Genomic DNA, 18665 nt, shown 5'->3' on the forward strand with positions numbered 1-18665 from the left:
AATTTTGCTTAGGTACTTATAAGTAGTCGTGCAAAATTAATTTCCTAGTGAAGATAGGCAAGAGGCAAGAGCGGGGTTAGATATGTGTAATTAATTTTGCTTAGGTACTTAGGAACGATCAATCTTTGTGTCCTCTGTGTCTGGAGTGGTTCTTTCCACACCCCCGCCCCCACCAACCAATTTTTTGCCGCAAACCCTAGATAGTTAACAGTTTCCCACCCCCAGTAGCTAATCTGGATACTTTCCTCGCAGCACATCTGGTACATTTTGTCAAAAAAACTTTTTCGTTTTAACATAAGTACATATATTTTTGACAAAAGATCTTTTTCGTCAAAGGAGCAATTGGCAAGTTTTTCCTGGGGACGAATTAGTTATCCTAGACGTGGCAAGGGTTTCAAGGTACAAAGCCTAAAAATGCACAGAGTAGCCCAATTCTTAGATCCTAGCAGCAGGCTGTAACTATTGCAATCTCGTTGACAAATAGGAATTTTTCTCAATTATTTTTTAAGAAAAGTAAAGATGAAGGAATGTAAATTTAAATCTTCTCAAGTATATTGGAATTTTGATAAATTTTGCTTATATAAATTAGCTCTTAGCATTTAGCTTCTGAGAGCAGTTATCTTATTGGTGAAGTACAAAGTTGTTGTTTTGGCAAGTCTCCGAGCAGGGAGAAGATGTCAAATCCAGTTATAATTAATCTTTAGGAGAAACCCGATATTTTTCAGTGTAATTGTCAATTTACTTTTTATTATCAATCTAGCTGATGGCTGACGGCTAATAGCTTTCTTTTTCCTCCGTCACCAGAGTAATACCTGTCCATTCTCCCTTCTGATCATAAGAACGAATTAAGCGCTGTCTTTGAGTAGGAGAAAGTAACCAACCCACCTCTAAAACAAAAGGATGACCGACAGTAATTTTCCAGCAATTCTCATTTTGAAACGATTTTGCGTTGTTTCAGCGATCTATAGATTCGTTAAGAATTATTAACCCCTCTAGGTGCAAGGGTTTTAATGTCATGAAACCTTAAAATGAGAATTGCTGGTAATTTTCAGAGGTGTATTACAGGAAGCACCATCCGGCAGTAGCAGAATTTGCACCGGCAGCGGACTATTTTCAAACAACAATCTTTGTCCCTCAATACGAGCGCTAGAAGTGATTTGATTATTACCAAAAGTCAAAGTTTGCGAGAGATAATTATCCCCCTGACGCTCGATCAATATATGGGTAGAATAGGCAGCAGAATTATAAAAATCCCGTCCCGTTGTCACCGCTTGCCCCCGCCATTGACCCAGTAATTGATCCACCGTTAACATCGGTCTTTCTGGTGACTGAGAATCAACTAACTTTTCCCGAATTAAAGTCAAGCGATCGAACTCACAGCGTTCATTAAATAACTGGACGATTCTTAATCGTCTTTCTCCGGAGATTAAGCCAAATTCTGCCCCGAATGGTGAGGAAAAACTACTAAAATATAGAGAACCTTGGCAAAAAGCTCCCGTCTGGCTAAATAGAATACCCTGATGGAGAGAACTATACTCTAAAATTAAATCTTCCGGCGCTTGATCGCTGTAGAGACGGCGGACTAATTGACGAATCGATCGATTATTATTAATGCCTTGCAAAGATACCAAAGTCGGGGTATCTTCGATCAAGTCGCCTTGGGGAGACAGACGGGTAAAAGAACCTTGCCATTGACCGAGATTTTTTAGTAAACATTCCCACTGGGAGAGCATAATAATTGAGGTAATTGGGGGAAATAGGACAAAATACATGGGAACAATTCGATTAATGCACGCCAAACTCCATCGAGTGCGCGTCAGCGAGGCTAACGTCGATTATGTCGGCAGTATCACTATCGATCGAGAATTGATTGAGCGGGTCGGCATTTTGCCCCTTGAAGAGGTGGATGTGGTCAATCTTAGCAATGGTAAGCGCTTTTCCACCTACGTTTTTCCCGGCCAAACTGGGGAAATTTGCCCCAACGGTGGGGCGGCTCTGCTCTGTCAACCCGGAGATATTTTGATTATCTATGCCTACGAACAACGTCCGAGGCAAGAAGTTCTCGAAAACGGTCATTTTGCCAAAGTTCTCGTCGCTGATGCCGAAAATCGCTGTCAGCAATTTTTTGAACAGAGCCTAATTTCCCGGGGTGATGGTCGGGGAGTGGAATTCTATAGCCAAGAATGCTGATTCTTGTCCTCAATTTGTTAACTTTCCCGTCATAATAAGAATAAGTAATGTAAACTTTCTTAGAATCAGCCCCCATGCGTGTAATTCTCATGACCGGTAAAGGAGGCGTGGGCAAAACCTCCGTCGCCGCCGCTACAGGACTTCGCTGCGCCGAACTTGGCTATAAAACCCTAGTTCTCAGCACCGATCCCGCTCACTCTCTCGCTGACAGTTTCGATCTCGAATTAGGTCACGATCCTCGTTTAGTACGTCCCCATCTTTGGGGGGCAGAATTAGACGCACTCATGGAATTAGAAGGCAACTGGGGCGCAGTAAAACGTTACATTACTCAGGTATTGCAAGCTAGGGGTCTAGATGGAGTGCAAGCGGAAGAATTAGCGATTTTACCCGGAATGGATGAGATTTTCGGCTTAGTTCGCATGAAACGCCACTACGATGAGGGTACTTATGATGTGTTGATTATCGATTCCGCACCCACAGGGACAGCTTTACGATTGCTGAGTTTGCCAGAGGTGGGCGGTTGGTACATGAGAAGATTTTACAAACCTTTACAGGGAATGTCGGTGGCATTGCGACCACTGGTGGAACCTTTTTTTCGACCGATCGCCGGTTTTTCCCTACCGGACAAGGAAGTTATGGATGCTCCCTACGAGTTTTATGAGCAGATCGAGGCTTTAGAAAAGGTTTTGACCGATAATACTCAAACCTCGGTACGTTTGGTGACAAACCCCGAAAAAATGGTGATTAAGGAGTCTTTACGCGCCCATGCCTATCTAAGTCTCTATAATGTTTCCACCGATTTGATTATTGCTAATCGGATTATTCCCGACAAAGTAACCGATCCTTTCTTTGCTCGTTGGAAAGAAAATCAACAGGGTTATAAACAGGAAATTTACGATAATTTTCATCCTTTACCAGTTAAAGAAGTTCCTCTTTACTCCGAGGAAATGTGTGGTTTACCCGCTTTGGAAAGACTGAAAGAAACTCTTTTTGCTGGGGAAGATCCGACGAAGGTTTATTACCAAGAAAACACTATTCGGGTAGTTCAACAGGAAAATAATTACAGTCTGGAATTATATTTACCCGGCATACCCAAGGAACAGATACAACTCAATAAAACTGGAGACGAGTTAAATATTCGCATTGGGAATCACCGTCGTAATTTAGTCTTACCCCAAGCTTTGGCAGCCCTGAAACCTTCTGGAGCAAAGATGGAAGATGATTACCTGAAAATCTCTTTTAGCAACGTGGTGAAAGTGTAATTTTCTTAGAGTAGGTGGGAAGTGGGAATTATAAATTCTAAATTATGAATTATGAATTGGGAGGTGGGGATTTTTTTCAGTAAACAGTAATCAGTGAACTGAAAAATAACATCTACTTAGGGTTTGCGGCAAAAAATAGGGGCGAAGCATTCGGATAGAAAATCTATGATTTCAGCGATAGGTTATTGCCCGAATGCTTCGCCCTTACAGAACTTGAAAATCTTGCAGCTGCTTCGCCAAACAGGCCCCCAAACCCCTTACCTTGTTCATATTTCACATTTATTTAGCCAACCTTACTGATGATTTTCCCAGAAAAATCAAGAGAGCAGTCTTTTTTCTAACCATGCCAGGACACTTTCAACATCAGCCACTTTTTCTCCTTTAGGTATAGGTGGACGTTGTACCATGACCACGGTTATTTCCAACTCTCTAGCGGCGATAATTTTAGCGTAGGTGGCATCACCGCCGCTATTTTTACTCACCATCGCCCCAATCTTATATTCTTGTAAAAGACAGCGCTCTGACTGCAAGGAAAAAGGCCCCCGTTCCAATAATAATTTTCCAACTGGTACAATAGCATCTGGTTCTGGCGGGTCAATCATCCGCATCAAAAACCAGATATTTTTTAGATGTGCATAACGGGCCAGTTCTTGCCGACCAATAGTGAGAAATATCCGCGGTGCTAACCCCGATAAAATACTTGCTGCCGCTTGATTGTTTTCTACTTCAATCCAATTATCTCCAGATACTTTTTCCCAAGCTGGACGACTTAACATTAATCGAGGAATACCACAATCCGAGGCAGCTTGAGCGGCATTAAAGGAAATTTGCGCAGCAAAGGGATGGGTGGCATCAATTAAACAATCAATGCCTTCTTGCCGCAGATAATTGGCTAACCCGGTGGCACCACCAAACCCCCCCCGGCGAGAAGGAGTTGTGAGAGTAATCGGTTCTCTCGTGCGACCGGCAAAGGAAGCGATGGCATCTATACCCGGAATTGCCGCAATTTTAGCCGCTAATGCCGCCGCTTCCCCCGTTCCCCCTAAAATCAGCACTCTTTTATTTTTAGTCATCTAGCAATTGCTAAAAGGTTAACTAATTTTTCATCTTTCTATTTTCTCTTGCACAGGAAGCTTCGGCAGTTCTCCAGCAGAAATGATACTAAATCCGTTGAGTATAGGCCACATATCATACTAAATCCGTTTCTATTCGATAGTAACGAACAGAAAACGGGTTTCTCGGAGAAACCCGTTTTCTGTTCATGCAAAAGGTTTCGGCCATAAGCTCAGCGTTCGACTGACCTCACGAGGTTTATTAAACCACTCTGGTGATAGAAGCTAGACAAGGGGCGAACTTTGGTCAGGGATGACTGAATAGGCCGCAAGCTTGTTAGAGTATTGAGAGTAATTTTGAGCGCGCGATGATACTACAGCCTTTTCTTTCTTCCGCTTGGAGTTTTAACATTCCCCTGTTAGCCTCGGCAGCTACAGCCGAAACTGCTGATAGTGCCTTAGTTTTAGCCTGCGTGCTGCTGAGTTTGACCGTTATTTATTTCGCCTGTAAACTGGGGGGAGAAATATGCGTCCGATTGAACTTGCCTCCCGTGTTAGGAGAATTAGTCGGTGGCGTAATCATCGGGGTTTCTGCCCTAAAATTACTGGTTTTTCCGGAAGGTGGGGGTGGATTCGAGGATTCTCTCCTCATTCATTTCCTACAATCCACGTCATCCCTCACCCCGGAGCAATCTCCCGCCGTTTTTAGTGCTGCCAGTGAGGTTATTTCCGTCCTCTCGGAATTGGGGGTAATTATCCTGCTCTTCGAGATTGGTTTAGAGTCAGACTTACAGGAATTAATTCGCGTCGGTCCACAGGCAGCTGCTGTGGCAGTGGTGGGGGTTGCGGTTCCCTTTTTGGCGGGTACTTTGGGTTTAATCTATATTTTCCATCTAGCCACTATTGCCGCTATTTTTGCCGGGGCAGCTCTAACCGCTACCAGTATCGGCATTACCGCCAAGGTTTTGGCAGAAATAGGGAAGTTATCGGCCAAAGAAGGTCAAATTATTATCGGGGCAGCAGTTCTCGATGATATTCTCGGTATTATCGTTCTCGCTGTCGTTGCTTCTTTGGTGAAGACCGGAGAAGTGCAGATTAGCAAGGTAATTTATCTAGTTATTAGTTCTAGCACTTTTGTGATCGGGGCGATTCTGATCGGTCGTTTTTTAAGCCCCTTTTACGTTCAATTAGTTAATAGCATGAAAACTAGGGGACAATTGCTCTTAGTTTCCCTGATTTTCGCGTTTATTCTTGCCTATATTGCCCAAGTTATCCAATTAGAAGCGATTCTCGGTTCCTTTGCTGCCGGCCTAGTCCTAGCAGAAACGGAAAAGCGATCGGAATTAGCAGAACAAGTGTTCCCGATCGCCGATTTATTTGTACCGATATTTTTCGTCTGTGTGGGGGCAAAAACCGATTTAAGTGTGCTTAATCCCGCTATTCCCAGCAATCGAGAAGGATTAGTCTTGGCCGCTTTCTTAATTGTCGTCGCGATTTTGGGTAAAGTGGTGACGGGGTTGGCCGTTTTCAGCAAGGAAAAACTCAATCGCTTGGCGATCGGAGTTGGCATGATTCCCCGGGGTGAAGTGGGTTTAGTCTTTGCTGGAGTCGGGGCTGCTAGTGGTGCTTTATCCCCCGCTACCGATGCGGCGATTATTATGATGGTGATCTTGACCACCTTTGTCGCTCCGCCCCTGTTAAGGTTAGTATTTAAAGAACCTACCGGCAGCCCTCAATCAGTGAGCAGTGAGCAGTGAGTTAGGAGCCGGTCGTCGGTTGTCAGTAGTTAGGAGTCAGCTTTTATTTATTCTCCCAAATCTGGCACTCTCTTCTCCCCATCCCCCCACTTCCCAATTCATAATTTATAATTCATAATTTATAATTTATAATTCCCGCTCCCCAACACCCAATCCCTGATCACTGATCAGAAACATAGCAGACCATGCCAACGTCCCATAAGCTTGTTTTTATTGATAGTCATTCTCAGGGCATTAAGGGAGCTATGGATGGCAAAAAATCGACAAAATCGTCCATTTTTACCGAAAAAAGGTAATTGATAACCGAGCAACGGGAGCATCGATCGTGAGATTTCATTGGTTATTCCTAAGCGCATTAACTTGGTTGCTGGTGGCGGCCCCTGCTTGGGCAGGCAAGCTCGTCTTTTGGCGATTCGACACCAATGAGAATCGTCTGGTCTTCACCACCGACAATCGAGTGCAACCGCGAGCGCAAATGATCACTAACCCCACCAGGATCGTGATCGATCTGCCCGGGATCAAGTTAGGGCAACCCAATATTAACCGGCCCATTGGCAATATCGTCAGAAGTGTCCGTATCGGTCAATTTGATGCGGAAACTACCCGTTTAGTGATTGAATTAGCCCCTGGCTACACTGTCGATCCTCAAAAGGTAAAAATTCGCGGAATTTCGCCTACCCAATGGACAGTGGAACTGCCAGATCCCCAACCGATTAGTGAGGAAACGCAACCCCCCGTCACCCCTGACCCCACACCTCCCCCCGATCGCGGTTCCACTCGTACCACTCCCCCACCTTCAGTGAGTCGGACGGACAACAACGATGATTTTCAGATCACTCGCAATGGTCTTTTTGTCCGTTTAGAGCAGAATGGTGATGAGCGATCGATTCGCAGTCAACGCAGCCGGGACGGCAAAAAAATCGAATTTGAATTACCCGGTGCCACTTTACCCGGTAGTCTCACCGGTCAAACTATCCCCGTCAACCGCTATGGGGTCGGTGATATTCAATTCAGTCAGACTGCCAATCAACGGGCTAAGATTTCCCTAAGCGTTAATAAAGATAGTCCCGATTGGCAAGCTCTCTATAGTCGTTTTGGTGGTTTGGTTTTACTGCCTAGGGGTGGTCTGGGTTCCGTGGATAATATTTCCTCACCTCCCCCCACTAGAGCGACTAATCCCAATGCTCGTCCCAATAATCCCCCCCCAAAAACTGCCAATAATCCCCCTTCTAGCAATCGTTTGGCCACGATCTCCTCGATCGATCTGACGGGTAATAACGATCGCCTGTTAATTCGTGCAGATTCACCCCTAAAAGCTAACGGCAGTGTTAACCGGGATGGGGTCTATGAACTACGCATCGAAAATGCTAAGTTAGCTGAGTCTTTTCGCGGTCCGCGCTTCGGTCGCTATAGTCCTATCTATCAATTGCGGGTACGTCAGGAAAGCGCCAATAAGGTGCTGATTTTGGTACAGACGGCCGTGGGTTTTCAACTGGGACAATTAACTCAATCGGACAGTCAAACCCTAGCCCTAGAATTGCTCTCTTCCCGCAATTCTAGCCCCCTTTCTCAAGTTCCTGACTCCACCACTATACCTGTTCCTTTACCCCCCAATACGGGGCAATTTAACCCACCGCTGCGCCCCTCTAACCCCACTCCTAATATTCCTCGACAACGTAATGGCCGGTTTTTGGTGGTGATTGATCCGGGCCACGGTGGTAAGGATCCAGGAGCGATCGGAATTGGTGGCCTTCAGGAAAAAAACGTGATTCTGCCCATTTCCCTAGAAGTTACCCGCATCCTGCAACAACAGGGCATCGATGTGCGTCTCACCAGAGATAGCGATTTTTTCGTCACCCTGCAAGGTCGCACGGATCTGGCTAATCAGATCGATGCCGATCTATTTGTCAGTATCCACGCTAACTCTATGGGGAAAGCACGACCAGATGTCAACGGCATAGAGGTGTACTACTTCGGCGATCGCAGGTTGTCGGATACCATCCATCGCAATATTGTCCGTAGTGTCGATATGCGCGATCGGGGGGTGCGTCGGGCCCGTTTCTATGTGCTGAGAACCTCCAGAATGCCCTCTACCCTCGTGGAAGTGGGTTACGTTACCGGTGCTCAGGATGCTCCTAAATTAGCCAATGCCAACTTTCAACGACAAATGGCGGCGGCGATCGCAGGGGGGATTATTGAATATATTCAACGAAATCTCCGTTAATGGTTAAATGATCGGAACATTAGTTTACTGATCAAAAAATCCGTGTTTTAATATCATCAAATAAAGCTATTTTAGATCAGCGTTTTCCTCGATATCTATGAGAGAATCACAACTTAGTCCGATTGGTGTGTTTGATAGTGGTGTGGGTGGACTGACCGTTTTAAGGGAGTTGTATAAACAACTGCCCCAAGAATCGATTCTCTATTTTGCTGATACCGCTAGACTTCCCTACGGAACCCGTTCTAAAGGGGAAATTATCGAATTTGTCCGGGAAATTCTCACTTGGATGGGCGAGCGCCGGGTGAAAATGGTGATTATGGCCTGTAACACCAGTTCTGCCTTGGCTTTAGAAGAAGTACGGGCCGAATTTAAAGATTTACCAATTTTAGGGGTAATATTACCCGGTGCAAAAACTGCCGTTCAAAAAGGAAAGCGCATCGGTGTGATTTCTACCCCAGCTACGGCTAAAAGTAATGCCTATAAACAAGCCATTCAAGAAATCGATCCTACTGCCCAAGTTTGGCAAATTCCCTGTCCTGAGTTTGTCCCTTTGATCGAGGCTAACCGCATTTTTGACCCCTACACCACACAAGTGGCTAGGGAATATCTTCAGCCTTTACTAGCAGAAAATATTGATACTCTGGTCTATGGTTGTACCCATTATCGCCATCTTTCCCCAGTTTTACGTCGTCTTTTGCCTAGTTCCGTGCGCTTGGTAGATCCCGCCGCTGCCGTTGTGCGAGCGGCGGAAAAAGAATTAGAATTATTAGGTCTAAAAAATCCCGAAACACCACTACCTACTAACTTCGCAGTTAGCGGTGATCCTCAGACTTTTGCTCGTTTATCTCGTCAATGGCTAGGTTTTTCTCCCACGGTAGAAAAGGTTTATTTGCCTGTCCCGGTTTTATAGCCATCAGACTTTTCAGTGAGCAGTAATCAGTTAGAAAAGGTAGAAAGCAGAAGGCAAAAGGAAGCCATATCCTTCCCTAATCAAGAGGCAAAAGACTTCGACATTATAGCGGCGACTGCGGGGCAACTCATCCAAATGAGTGATCGCACTGTCCACCTCTACTCCCATCACCCGTTCCCCTAGAAAAACACTATCGGGTTCCATCCCCTTTGAACTAGGCACGAGAGTGAGACTATATTCGCCTATAACCCAGCTAAAAACGTCTTCAGGCAAATTTAAACCTAAAAGCGACTGGAAGCGCTTTAAGACCTGTGTTATTAATTCCTGTAGGGGACTATCCGCTTCTAACCCCTCCTCTACCTGAGTCCAAAAACGATTTAAATCGCGACTAGCGGCGACTAAAAGGCTATTTTCGCCGATAAAAGATAATGCTCCCACGGGACTAGATGAAATTGGTGCTTGGTCATCCTGTCCTAAAACCCCAATTAAGACCGAACGCGCGCCCTTTTCAAATCCTATAGTAATCATAGCAATTACCGTCGGTTGGATTGACCCAAGGAAATCCCACAAAAAGCCATGAGAAGCGATCGCCTATTCAGACGGATTGAGGTGTTGACTGTTGGGTTTCGCTTTCCCCTAAAATTGAGAGGTTTTCTTTAACCTATTGATTCGCTCAACCCAACCGACGGACTCTCTTGTAGGTTGGATTGACCTAAGGAAACCCAAGAAAAAAATGGTTCTTCCGAACTTACAATGTAGAAAATTCCCCAAGCTCCTTCTCTGTCCAGCAATGCTCTAAAGTTGATAAATATCAATTTAACAAAAACTCAAAGCCTTACTATACAAACTTTACAAGCATGAGTTGTTAATAGTTTTACATGACAGGTTCGGTAGAGCCAAAAAAATAAGAGGAGCGAAATATCGCCATTTTTAAAATCCTACAGTAATCATAACAATTACCCTAGGTTGTATTGACGGACTGATTCCTGTTAAATTAGAATATCAAATGTTTGATTATTTAGCCAACGATAAACACTAAAATCTCGCCTATCTGTGGTTAATATTCTGTTCTCCAGTAAATGTTCTGTAGAGATCGATCAGGTTTTCGATTAATTCTTCTAAGTCAACACCTTGGGTCCAATGATCAGGAAATTCATTCAAATAGCCCAAAAACATCCCATCTGATTCTTTCCAATATGTATATGGAATCCTCATGGTGAAATCCTCATTCTGCGTTGCTAACGATATTAAGTTGACCCCTATTATAACGGAATTGCTCCCAAGCCACGATTAGCTTTATTATCAGGGTTGGCAGCGAGATTGCCGGGTAGAGTCGGTGGGAGGTATTATCCTCCGCACCTCTCTTTTAGATCCGAGCGTGCGACTTTCACCGCACTCGGCTCCCGATAATCTTAGCTTTCGCTTTTGCTCATGTGGATGTAATCATGGCATGATTCGTGTACGGCTAACAAATTATTAGCTCGACCGTTCGAGTGATTTCTATCGATGTGGTGCAGATGTATTCTTTCCTCATCAATAAATTTCAAGCCACAATATCCACAGGTATGGTTCTGTCGGATTAAAGACCTAGAAGTTGCTCCATCGTAAAGTTTGGACTGTCTCTTAGACCAGTAAACTAAGTCACCGTTAAAAGGCGAATAATCTCCTCTAACGTTGATGTGCTTGTTTTCTGAATATGGCACAGGTGGAAACGCTTTTTTGACTAAATTTGCAGCCATCTGGCGGTTTACCTTTTTTTCTTTTAAGAACACTTTATATGTCCTATGATTAAGTTGCCATAATGAGAATCTTGAGCCATTCAGTTTACAATAGCGGTGGTAGTTTCTCCATCCTCTGACTATTGGAGCTAATTTTTGGGCTTTAATCTTTGCCCCATAATTCGAGTGATTGATGATGGCTTTAACTTTCTGACGAAAGGCTTTAAAGTTTGGCTCTTCGTTACTTGGTATGGTTCGATAGGGGGCATAAATCGACTAAATCCTTATCTGGCAAGGAATTTAATTGATTAGCTCGCTTTAGATCAAAAGCAATTGACAAAAATCGCCAAATGCCTTTGTATATAAGGGTTCCATCCCTTATAACCCCCGTCCATTGCATAAGACAAACCGAAGAACCTAAAGTTTTCCTCTGAGGGATAACTTCTAAATTTTCCGTTGGCTTGCACAACAAAGTGCCACCCTAGAAAGTCAAATCCTTCTGTCGAGGCTACTAACCTTGTCTTCGATGGCTTAATGTTTAGACCTCTTGTAGCTAGAAAACTTGCGACTTTTTCCAGAATCTCTTCCGCTTTATCTTGGGGTTTAAGAAGGAACACCAAATCGTCAGCATATCTGACTGAGTAGTGAATATTCTCTATTCCATTGAGAGCGATGTTTGCTAGTAATGGACTCACGACACCTCCTTGGGGAGTTCCTTGTTCAGGAAATTCTGGGTTAACTCCTGCTTTTAAGCATCTCATCAATCCAGCTTTGATGCTTTGGGGAGCAATGATTAATTCCCTTAATGTGTTGTGGTTGATTCTATCGAAGCATTTCTCGATGTCTAATTCTAGGATTCTTTTGTTTAATCCGTTGCTGCTACTTCTTAAGTTTAGGAAGAGTATTTTTTGACAATCGTGAGCGGAACGTCCAGTTCTAAAACCGTAGCTCCTTTCGTGAAATGTGGCTTCGTGGGCAGGTTCTAGGGCGTATTTGACAAGACATTGCCAAGCTCTATCTGAGATGGTAGGAATTTTGAGCATCCGGGTTGTTCCATCCTTTTTGGCTATCGGAATTTTTCTCAGTCCCTGATGTTGCCAATTCCAGACTTTGGTTTCTAGGACTGATTCTAATTCCCACCTTTCTCGGAATGAAAGTGATGCTTTCCCATCTATTCCTGCTGTCTTCTTACCAGCATTTAGTTGAGTTACTTGACGAATTGCCAGTAATCTAGCACTTCGAGATTTTAAGATTAGCTTTTGAAGATTTTTGGCTTTTGCCTTGTCTCCTACTCTCATGGCTTTCCACAATCTACATTGTAGTCGGAATAGATTCCTACGGAGTTTCTTCCACGGAATGTTGTTCCACAGTTCTCTAAAACTATTACTAATCATGAGTCTAACTGGTCTCTACTTGGTTTCTTGTGTTCTGATTACCTCGAAGCAATTACGCTTCGTCCTACCCGATGTTAGGGGTTACGTTGCTCGTCCAACCTACTTGAGTTTCGACTTTTCTCTTGACCTAATCATCGTTTTTCTTCGTTCCGACTGTTGGATTGTTTTGACAACTTAGGGTTGACCACTTCACCCACCTTCAACTCTAGGGATAGCAGATACCGTAACGAAAGCTCTGCGAGTTTAGAAGGTTGAGTCAACATTTTTAGCTCAGATTGTTGCTCCGAAGTTGGATGCTTTTTCTGGTTTTCCCTTATTGTCTCCCCGTTACCGCTCCTTGCGCCTATCTGTTTTGGCTCTGATTGCGTCCTTGTTCCCCGCTTCAGCCTCTAGATTTCCGAGTCTAGTCACTGGGGGCAGGTTGGGAGTCACTGTGTCCCTTACAGGGTAGGTCTTTCACCTACATCCTTTTTGTCAGTTATGCTGTTTTATCAGCACTCTAGGCTATTTATTCCCCTAGAAACGAATCGCACCCTTACACTTCGTTAATGCAGCCGACAAAATTTGCGATCGCTCATTCAGACGGATTGAGGTGTTGACTCGAAATTTAACCTAGGGTTGGCTGAATAAATCTAAAAACATTGTTGGGTAAGATTTTTAGATTTTTTTGCCCTCAAAAAGTGCCGAACATAAGAGCGAACAAGGGGAAATTTTAGGCACTTTTTCCCCGAAAATTAGGTAATTGTGGGGTGGACTGAAGCAAGTAGTGCTAGACTTCCCGAAAAGTCTATTTTATTGCAGCTTGTTGTTAGGAATCTACTTAAAAGAGTTTGTTTAATCTGGCTAATACGCTTTTGGTTATGATATGGGTAAAAGTTCTGGCGATGGTGCTAAAATGGGGGGATATGCCGAAAGTTTCCAATTATCTTTACTCTCAAGAGTGTTATGGAGAAAGTTTTTGTATAATCGATATTTGGCCTGCTCACCCTTTGGTGATGCCAGTTCAGTCCACTTCTGAATAGGTATTGGAATTGATTTGAATTAACTTTTGTAGCAGTCGAGGTTCTAAGCTTTCATGGGGCAATCTTCAAGCAATCGGGAGTTTTGATGGCTAAAGCGCAAATGATTGATCATCTTAAGAAGACGTGTCAGAAGACCTTGAAGCTGTTAGAACAGTTAGGACCAATATCAAATCTAGCTGTTTTAATTGCCGCTATTACTTATCTCACTTACGGGGAGCAAAAACAGCGTAACTCCGACGTTACTCAAGCGTGGACAGTTAAGTACCTAAGCAAAATTAATTACACATATCTAACCCCCTCTTGCCTTTTGCCTCTTGCCTTTTGCCTATCTTTACTAGGAAATTAATTTTGCACGACTACTTATTACTGCCGCTTACGAGCAAAAAGGTAGCGGAGGACGAATTCAAGCCCTTGAGTTATTAAATGCCTCTCCAGGCATTCCAGGACGGCACAGATTCCCTTGGTTCTGGTTGACATGGAACCCGGAGAGTTTACAAGGCTTAGAAGCTCCGAACGCTTTTTTGCAAAATATTCAATTGCCTAATGCAGATCTCTGGCAAGCAAATCTCAAAAATGCCAACTTACGAGGGGCAAATCTTCAAAACTCTAGTTTGGAGGGAGCGAATCTTCAAAAATCTATCCTAGCAGCAGCGCATCTTCAAGGTTCTAGGTTACGTATTGCTAATCTTGCAGGAGCTGATTTGTTTAGAGCAAACTTGAGAGGTGCAAACTTGAGGGGAGCAAACCTCCATAGTGCTGGCTTGGTTGAAGCCAATCTTCAATCTTCTGACTTAGCCGGAGCAAAACTTCAAATGGCAACACTATACAGAGCTAATCTGCAAGATGCGAAATACACTGATGCAAGCACTTCACCCAAGTTGTGTGAAAGCTTATCCTTGAGTTACCCTTGCTCCACTGGTTTTCCAGAAGGATTTAATCCTGAATCAAGAGGTATGGTTAAAATAAATTGAATTGCGATCGCCGCTCTGGTAGTTAATGAAATCTAACACACCTCTTTTTTCTCTAGCCGTAGCACCATGTTCATTCATTGAAGCAAGTGATTGTAAGCTAACGGAGTTTTTTGATTTTTGAAAAGGCGATCGTTAGTTACCGTCCTGACTTAAAAAATAGCCAACTGCACGCTGAAGCTGTTCCATCCCTTGTTGCAGTTGGTCAATACGAGCCTTAGATTCCTCCATTTGTTGAGCAGTAGCTTCCACAAACCGATCAATACGCCGATTCGTTGCCTCACTGATTGCTGCTAATCTGTCAATATTGCTTTCTATTCGCTCTATTCGCTGCTGACTTGCCTCTAGACTGGCTTCAATACGGTCTAACCGAGAACTTTGCCACCACATTTAGTTAACACCTTGAAAATAAGCGATTATTGTCCTCAGTTTAGCAAATCTTTAGACAAATTAATCTCTTTTCATAGGGCGATCGCTTGAGGTGAAACTGCGATCGCTGGTTGCTTAGTTAATGAAATGTAACGCACCTCTTTTTCTCCAGTCAAACTATTTTTGACTAATCTCGAATGCTAAGTCGTATCTGTAAAAACAGACATCAAAGGCAAGAAAAAAATTCATCTGTCCTAAGATTTGCAGAAAAGGTTTTTAGATTTATCCAGCAAACCCTAATTAGCGATAAAATGGCTGTGATCTTCAAATTTGACCTGTTATATGACTAATCACTCAGAAGTTGAATCGGCTATTCAGCAATTGCCAGAGAGTGAAGTCCGCGCTCTGGCAAACTGGCTTCAAGACTATCTTGATGAGATGTGGGATAGACAAATTGAAGCGGACCTAGCATCGGGAAAATTAGATCGCCTCATCGCTCAGGTGGAAGAAGATATGGCAACCAACAACGTCAGAGATATTGATGAAGTCCTTCGCAACACCCCAGCCAAATTCCAAGTAACTTCTCCTCCTTTTCGTTGGGATGAAGCGGGAGGTATCCGTATAGGTTCGAGCCGAGTGACTCTCGATAGCATACTTGCCTCATACCACAACGGCTCCACTCCTGAAGAAATCGCTATTCAGTTTTCAGTTCTTCGTTTGGAAGATATACACAGTGCCGTTGCTTATTATTTAAATCACCGTCAGGAAATTGACAGTTATTTGGAACAACGCGACCAACAAGCTCAACAATTGAGACAACAACTAACCCAAAAACACATCTCCCTGCTTCAGAAAAATATTAAGTTTTATTAAGAAGTTAGTGACAAAAGACCAGCTTTAGTCTCTATTATCGTAGTAAGTGGCTTTTGACCCGAATCAAGTCGGTCAAGATAAATAGTAACTTTTGCCCATCATCAAACAAAGATGGTCAATCTAATTAAAACAGTCGCTGTGGCCATGCCCTCGTGATCAATTCCTATGTCAACCCTGGTTATTGTCGAATCCCCCACCAAAGCTCGGACGATCAGTAATTATCTGCCTAGCGGCTACCGAGTCCAAGCCTCCATGGGCCACATCCGCGATCTGCCCGCCTCTGCCGAAGAAATTCCCCCCGCCCACAAAGACAAATCCTGGGCTAACTTGGGCGTGGATGTGGAGAACGATTTCGACCCCCTCTACGTCGTCCCCAAAACCAAAAGTAAAGTCGTCAAAGAATTAAAAGAAGCCCTCAAAGGCGTAAATGAATTGATCCTCGCCACCGACGAAGATCGGGAAGGGGAAAGCATCAGTTGGCATCTCTTGCAGGTACTTAACCCGAAAATACCCACCAAAAGGATGGTATTTCACGAAATCACCAAAGAGGCAATCCAAGCGGCCTTAAAAAATTGTCGCTCGATCGACGAAAATTTAGTTCACGCCCAAGAAACCCGCCGCATACTCGATCGTCTCTACGGTTATACCCTCTCCCCCCTACTCTGGAAAAAAATCTCCAAAGGTTTATCCGCCGGCCGGGTACAATCGGTGGCGGTGCGTCTGCTCGTGCAACGGGAACGGGAAAGACGGGCTTTTAAAACCGCTAATTATTGGGATCTGAAAGCGACTTTAGAAAAGGACAAAAATCAATTCGACTCGAAATTAGTCACCTTAAACGGTCAAAAAGTGGCAAATGGGAGTGATTTCGATGCCGACACTGGCAGACTGCTCCCCGACCGCCAAGTCACCCTTTTAGATCAAGCCACCGCCACCGCCTTAAAAGAACGCATCCAAGACAAAATCTGGCGCGTTAGCCACACCGAAGAAAAACCCACCACTCGCAAACCATCCCCCCCCTTCACCACCTCCACCCTACAGCAAGAGGCTAACCGGAAACTGGGCATATCCGCCCGCGACACCATGCGAATCGCCCAAAATCTCTACGAACAGGGCTACATCACCTATATGCGGACCGATTCCGTCCATCTTTCCGATCAGGCCATCACCGCCGCCCGCAATTGTGTAGAACAAATGTACGGTAAAAACTATCTCAGTCCCCAACCCCGACAATACACCACCAAAAGCAAAGGCGCACAGGAGGCACACGAAGCCATCCGACCCGCCGGCAGTAGCTTTCGCCTACCCCGGGAAACTGGCCTGAGCGGACTAGAATTCGCCCTCTACGACCTAATCTGGAAACGTACCGTCGCCTCACAGATGGCCGATGCCCGTATTACCCAGATCGCGGTCAATATTCAGGTGGAAAATGCCGGATTTCGCTCCTCCGGCAAAAGAATCGACTTCCCCGGCTTTTTCCGCGCCTATGTGGAAGGTTCCGACGATCCCGAAGCGGCGATCGACGATCAAGAAATAATCTTACCCCCCCTCAGCGTCGGTGATACCCCCAATTGTCGCCAACTAGAGGCGATTAGCCACGATACTCAACCCCCCGCCCGTTATAGCGAAGCCTCCCTGGTAAAAACCCTCGAAAGTGAAGGAATCGGGCGACCCAGTACCTACGCCACCATTCTCGGCACCATTATCGATCGCGGTTATGCCCAAATGCGGAATAAAACCCTGATTCCCACCTTCACCGCCTTCGCCGTCGTCGGTTTATTAGAAAATCATTTCCCCGACCTGGTAGATCCCAAATTTACCTCGAAAATGGAGGAAACCCTCGACGATATCGCCACTGGTTCCGCTCAGTGGTTGCCCTATCTCGATCGCTTCTATCGCGGCGAAAAAGGGCTAGAAAGCCAAGTCAAAGAGCGCGAGAGTCAAATTAACTCTAGCACTGCCAAATCGGTGATTTTAGAGGATTTACAGGCAACCATCAAGATCGGCAAATACGGACCCTATCTGGAAGTCCCCCGGGGGGATGAAATCCTCACCGCTTCCATCCCGGCCGATTTAACCCCAGCGGATCTGAACCCCGAACAGGTAGAAACCCTGCTGCGACAAAAAACCGAAGGTCCGGATAAAATCGGTCTTCATCCCGACACCGGAGAGCCGATTTATCTGCTCGTGGGTAGTTACGGTCCCTACGTCCAGTTAGGAGATATCAGCGATGACAATCCCAAACCGAAACGCGCCTCCTTACCCAAAGGACTCAAACCCGCAGATTCGACAAGCTCACTGCAAGAGGACATCACCCTTGAACAAGCGGTGGGTTTATTAGCACTGCCGCGACTGCTGGGAACCCATCCCCTCACCGGAGGCAAAATTAAAGCCAGTTTAGGGCGTTTCGGTCCATATGTGGTTCAGGAAGAGGGCAAAGAAAAAGAATATCGTTCCCTGAAAGCCAGCGATGATGTCTTGACTATAACTCTCGATCGAGCCTTGGCCCTATTAGCCGAACCGAAAAAAGCTCGCGGCGCTCGTGGTTCCACCAAACCACCCTTAAAAGAATTGGGTAAACATCCCGACGATGGGGAATTGGTGGGATTGTACGAGGGACCCTACGGAGTTTATATCAAGCACGGCAAAACTAACGCCAAGATTCCCGAAGGAGAAACCGCCGAAACCTTGACTCTAGAACAAGCTTTAGTCGCCCTAGCAGCCAAGACAACCACTGCCAAGAAAACCACCACCAAGAAAACTACTTCTAGCACCACCAAAAAAACTACTTCCCCAAGCAGTAAAACTGGCAAAAGTAAGACGGTTTAGCGGTTACTGGTGGGGCGATTTTCTCCCCGGTCAATTCCTCACCCCGATGCGGCGACAAATCCAGTTGGCTTTTTCGTCTTTTGCACCACTTTGACTAGGC

13 protein-coding genes and 4 pseudogenes are annotated in these 18665 nt (G+C 44.9%); 9 read left to right on the top strand and 8 right to left on the bottom strand.

All coding sequences use genetic code 11. The annotated features are described in order from the left end of the window. Positions 1-774: 774 nt before the first annotated feature. Positions 775-906, bottom strand: a pseudogene (locus tag ACE3JL_RS10940) (hypothetical protein); the annotation flags it as partial. Positions 907-1016: 110 nt separating this feature from the next. After that, positions 1017-1733 (bottom strand): annotated as a pseudogene (locus tag ACE3JL_RS10945) (DUF3598 family protein); the annotation flags it as partial. Positions 1734-1770: 37 nt separating this feature from the next. Here ACE3JL_RS10945 and panD point away from each other — a divergent pair. Both panD and ACE3JL_RS10955 read left to right on the top strand, forming a co-directional pair. Next, positions 1771-2190 carry an aspartate 1-decarboxylase gene (gene panD, locus ACE3JL_RS10950; RefSeq protein ID WP_271990808.1) on the top strand — a complete coding sequence of 140 codons (420 nt, stop codon included), beginning with the start codon at positions 1771-1773 and terminating at the stop codon, positions 2188-2190. 74 nt (positions 2191-2264) lie between these two features. Then, positions 2265-3452 carry a TRC40/GET3/ArsA family transport-energizing ATPase gene (locus ACE3JL_RS10955; protein ID WP_002741890.1) on the top strand — a complete coding sequence of 396 codons (1188 nt, stop codon included), beginning with the start codon at positions 2265-2267 and terminating at the stop codon, positions 3450-3452. Between the two features lie 317 nt (positions 3453-3769). On the opposite strand, the gene ACE3JL_RS10960 is transcribed toward ACE3JL_RS10955, so the two are convergent. Next, on the bottom strand, positions 3770-4525 hold the full coding sequence (locus tag ACE3JL_RS10960) for a cobalt-precorrin-6A reductase (RefSeq protein ID WP_375329464.1): 756 nt from the start codon (positions 4523-4525) through the stop codon (positions 3770-3772). 347 nt (positions 4526-4872) lie between these two features. Here ACE3JL_RS10960 and ACE3JL_RS10965 point away from each other — a divergent pair, with 347 nt between their 5' ends. The 3 genes from ACE3JL_RS10965 to murI all read left to right on the top strand — a co-directional run bounded on the left by ACE3JL_RS10965 (position 4873) and on the right by murI (position 9395). Then, the gene (locus ACE3JL_RS10965; RefSeq protein WP_375329465.1) at positions 4873-6261 is read left to right on the top strand and encodes a cation:proton antiporter; all 1389 of its coding nucleotides are present in this window, start codon (positions 4873-4875) and stop codon (positions 6259-6261) included. A gap of 325 nt (positions 6262-6586) precedes the next feature. Beyond that, entirely contained in the window at positions 6587-8485 is a 1899-nt protein-coding gene (locus tag ACE3JL_RS10970; protein ID WP_271990816.1) for an N-acetylmuramoyl-L-alanine amidase, read from the top strand. Between the two features lie 97 nt (positions 8486-8582). Beyond that, positions 8583-9395: a glutamate racemase gene (gene murI / locus ACE3JL_RS10975; protein WP_271990819.1), complete on the top strand. Its 813-nt coding sequence runs from the start codon at positions 8583-8585 to the stop codon at positions 9393-9395. A gap of 30 nt (positions 9396-9425) precedes the next feature. On the opposite strand, the gene ACE3JL_RS10980 is transcribed toward murI, so the two are convergent. The 4 genes and pseudogenes from ACE3JL_RS10980 to ACE3JL_RS10995 all read right to left on the bottom strand — a co-directional run. Next, positions 9426-9923: a DUF3352 domain-containing protein gene (locus ACE3JL_RS10980; RefSeq protein WP_375329466.1), complete on the bottom strand. Its 498-nt coding sequence runs from the start codon at positions 9921-9923 to the stop codon at positions 9426-9428. Positions 9924-10442: 519 nt separating this feature from the next. Beyond that, complete coding sequence (locus tag ACE3JL_RS10985) at positions 10443-10610, bottom strand: type II toxin-antitoxin system HicB family antitoxin (RefSeq protein ID WP_375329467.1); 168 nt, start codon at positions 10608-10610, stop codon at positions 10443-10445. A 197-nt stretch (positions 10611-10807) separates the two neighbouring features. Then, positions 10808-11344, bottom strand: a pseudogene (locus ACE3JL_RS10990) (group II intron maturase-specific domain-containing protein); the annotation flags it as partial. 194 nt (positions 11345-11538) lie between these two features. Then, positions 11539-12507 (bottom strand): annotated as a pseudogene (locus ACE3JL_RS10995) (reverse transcriptase domain-containing protein); the annotation flags it as partial. On the opposite strand from ACE3JL_RS10995, the gene ACE3JL_RS11000 reads away from it, so the two are divergent. Together ACE3JL_RS11000 and ACE3JL_RS11005 are read left to right on the top strand one after the other, a co-directional pair. Then, positions 12506-12685 (top strand): hypothetical protein, encoded by a 180-nt coding sequence (locus ACE3JL_RS11000; RefSeq protein WP_288002254.1) that lies wholly within the window; start codon positions 12506-12508, stop codon positions 12683-12685. The pseudogene ACE3JL_RS10995 and the gene ACE3JL_RS11000 overlap by 2 nt on opposite strands. A 1314-nt stretch (positions 12686-13999) precedes the next feature. Further along, positions 14000-14500 carry a pentapeptide repeat-containing protein gene (locus ACE3JL_RS11005; RefSeq protein WP_375329468.1) on the top strand — a complete coding sequence of 167 codons (501 nt, stop codon included), beginning with the start codon at positions 14000-14002 and terminating at the stop codon, positions 14498-14500. Positions 14501-14632: 132 nt separating this feature from the next. On the opposite strand, the gene ACE3JL_RS11010 is transcribed toward ACE3JL_RS11005, so the two are convergent. Next, on the bottom strand, positions 14633-14887 hold the full coding sequence (locus ACE3JL_RS11010) for a hypothetical protein (protein WP_002755102.1): 255 nt from the start codon (positions 14885-14887) through the stop codon (positions 14633-14635). A gap of 321 nt (positions 14888-15208) precedes the next feature. Between ACE3JL_RS11010 and ACE3JL_RS11015 the strand changes: the two genes are divergently transcribed. Both ACE3JL_RS11015 and topA read left to right on the top strand, forming a co-directional pair. Beyond that, complete coding sequence (locus ACE3JL_RS11015; RefSeq protein WP_375329469.1) at positions 15209-15739, top strand: DUF433 domain-containing protein; 531 nt, start codon at positions 15209-15211, stop codon at positions 15737-15739. A gap of 165 nt (positions 15740-15904) precedes the next feature. Continuing rightward, positions 15905-18565 (top strand): type I DNA topoisomerase, encoded by a 2661-nt coding sequence (gene topA, locus ACE3JL_RS11020; RefSeq protein ID WP_271989463.1) that lies wholly within the window; start codon positions 15905-15907, stop codon positions 18563-18565. Positions 18566-18665 lie beyond the last annotated feature (100 nt).

Origin of the sequence: Microcystis sp. BLCC-F210 (genome assembly GCF_042134685.1) — a bacterium.
Classification (GTDB): Bacteria; Cyanobacteriota; Cyanobacteriia; order Cyanobacteriales; family Microcystaceae; genus Microcystis; species Microcystis aeruginosa_D.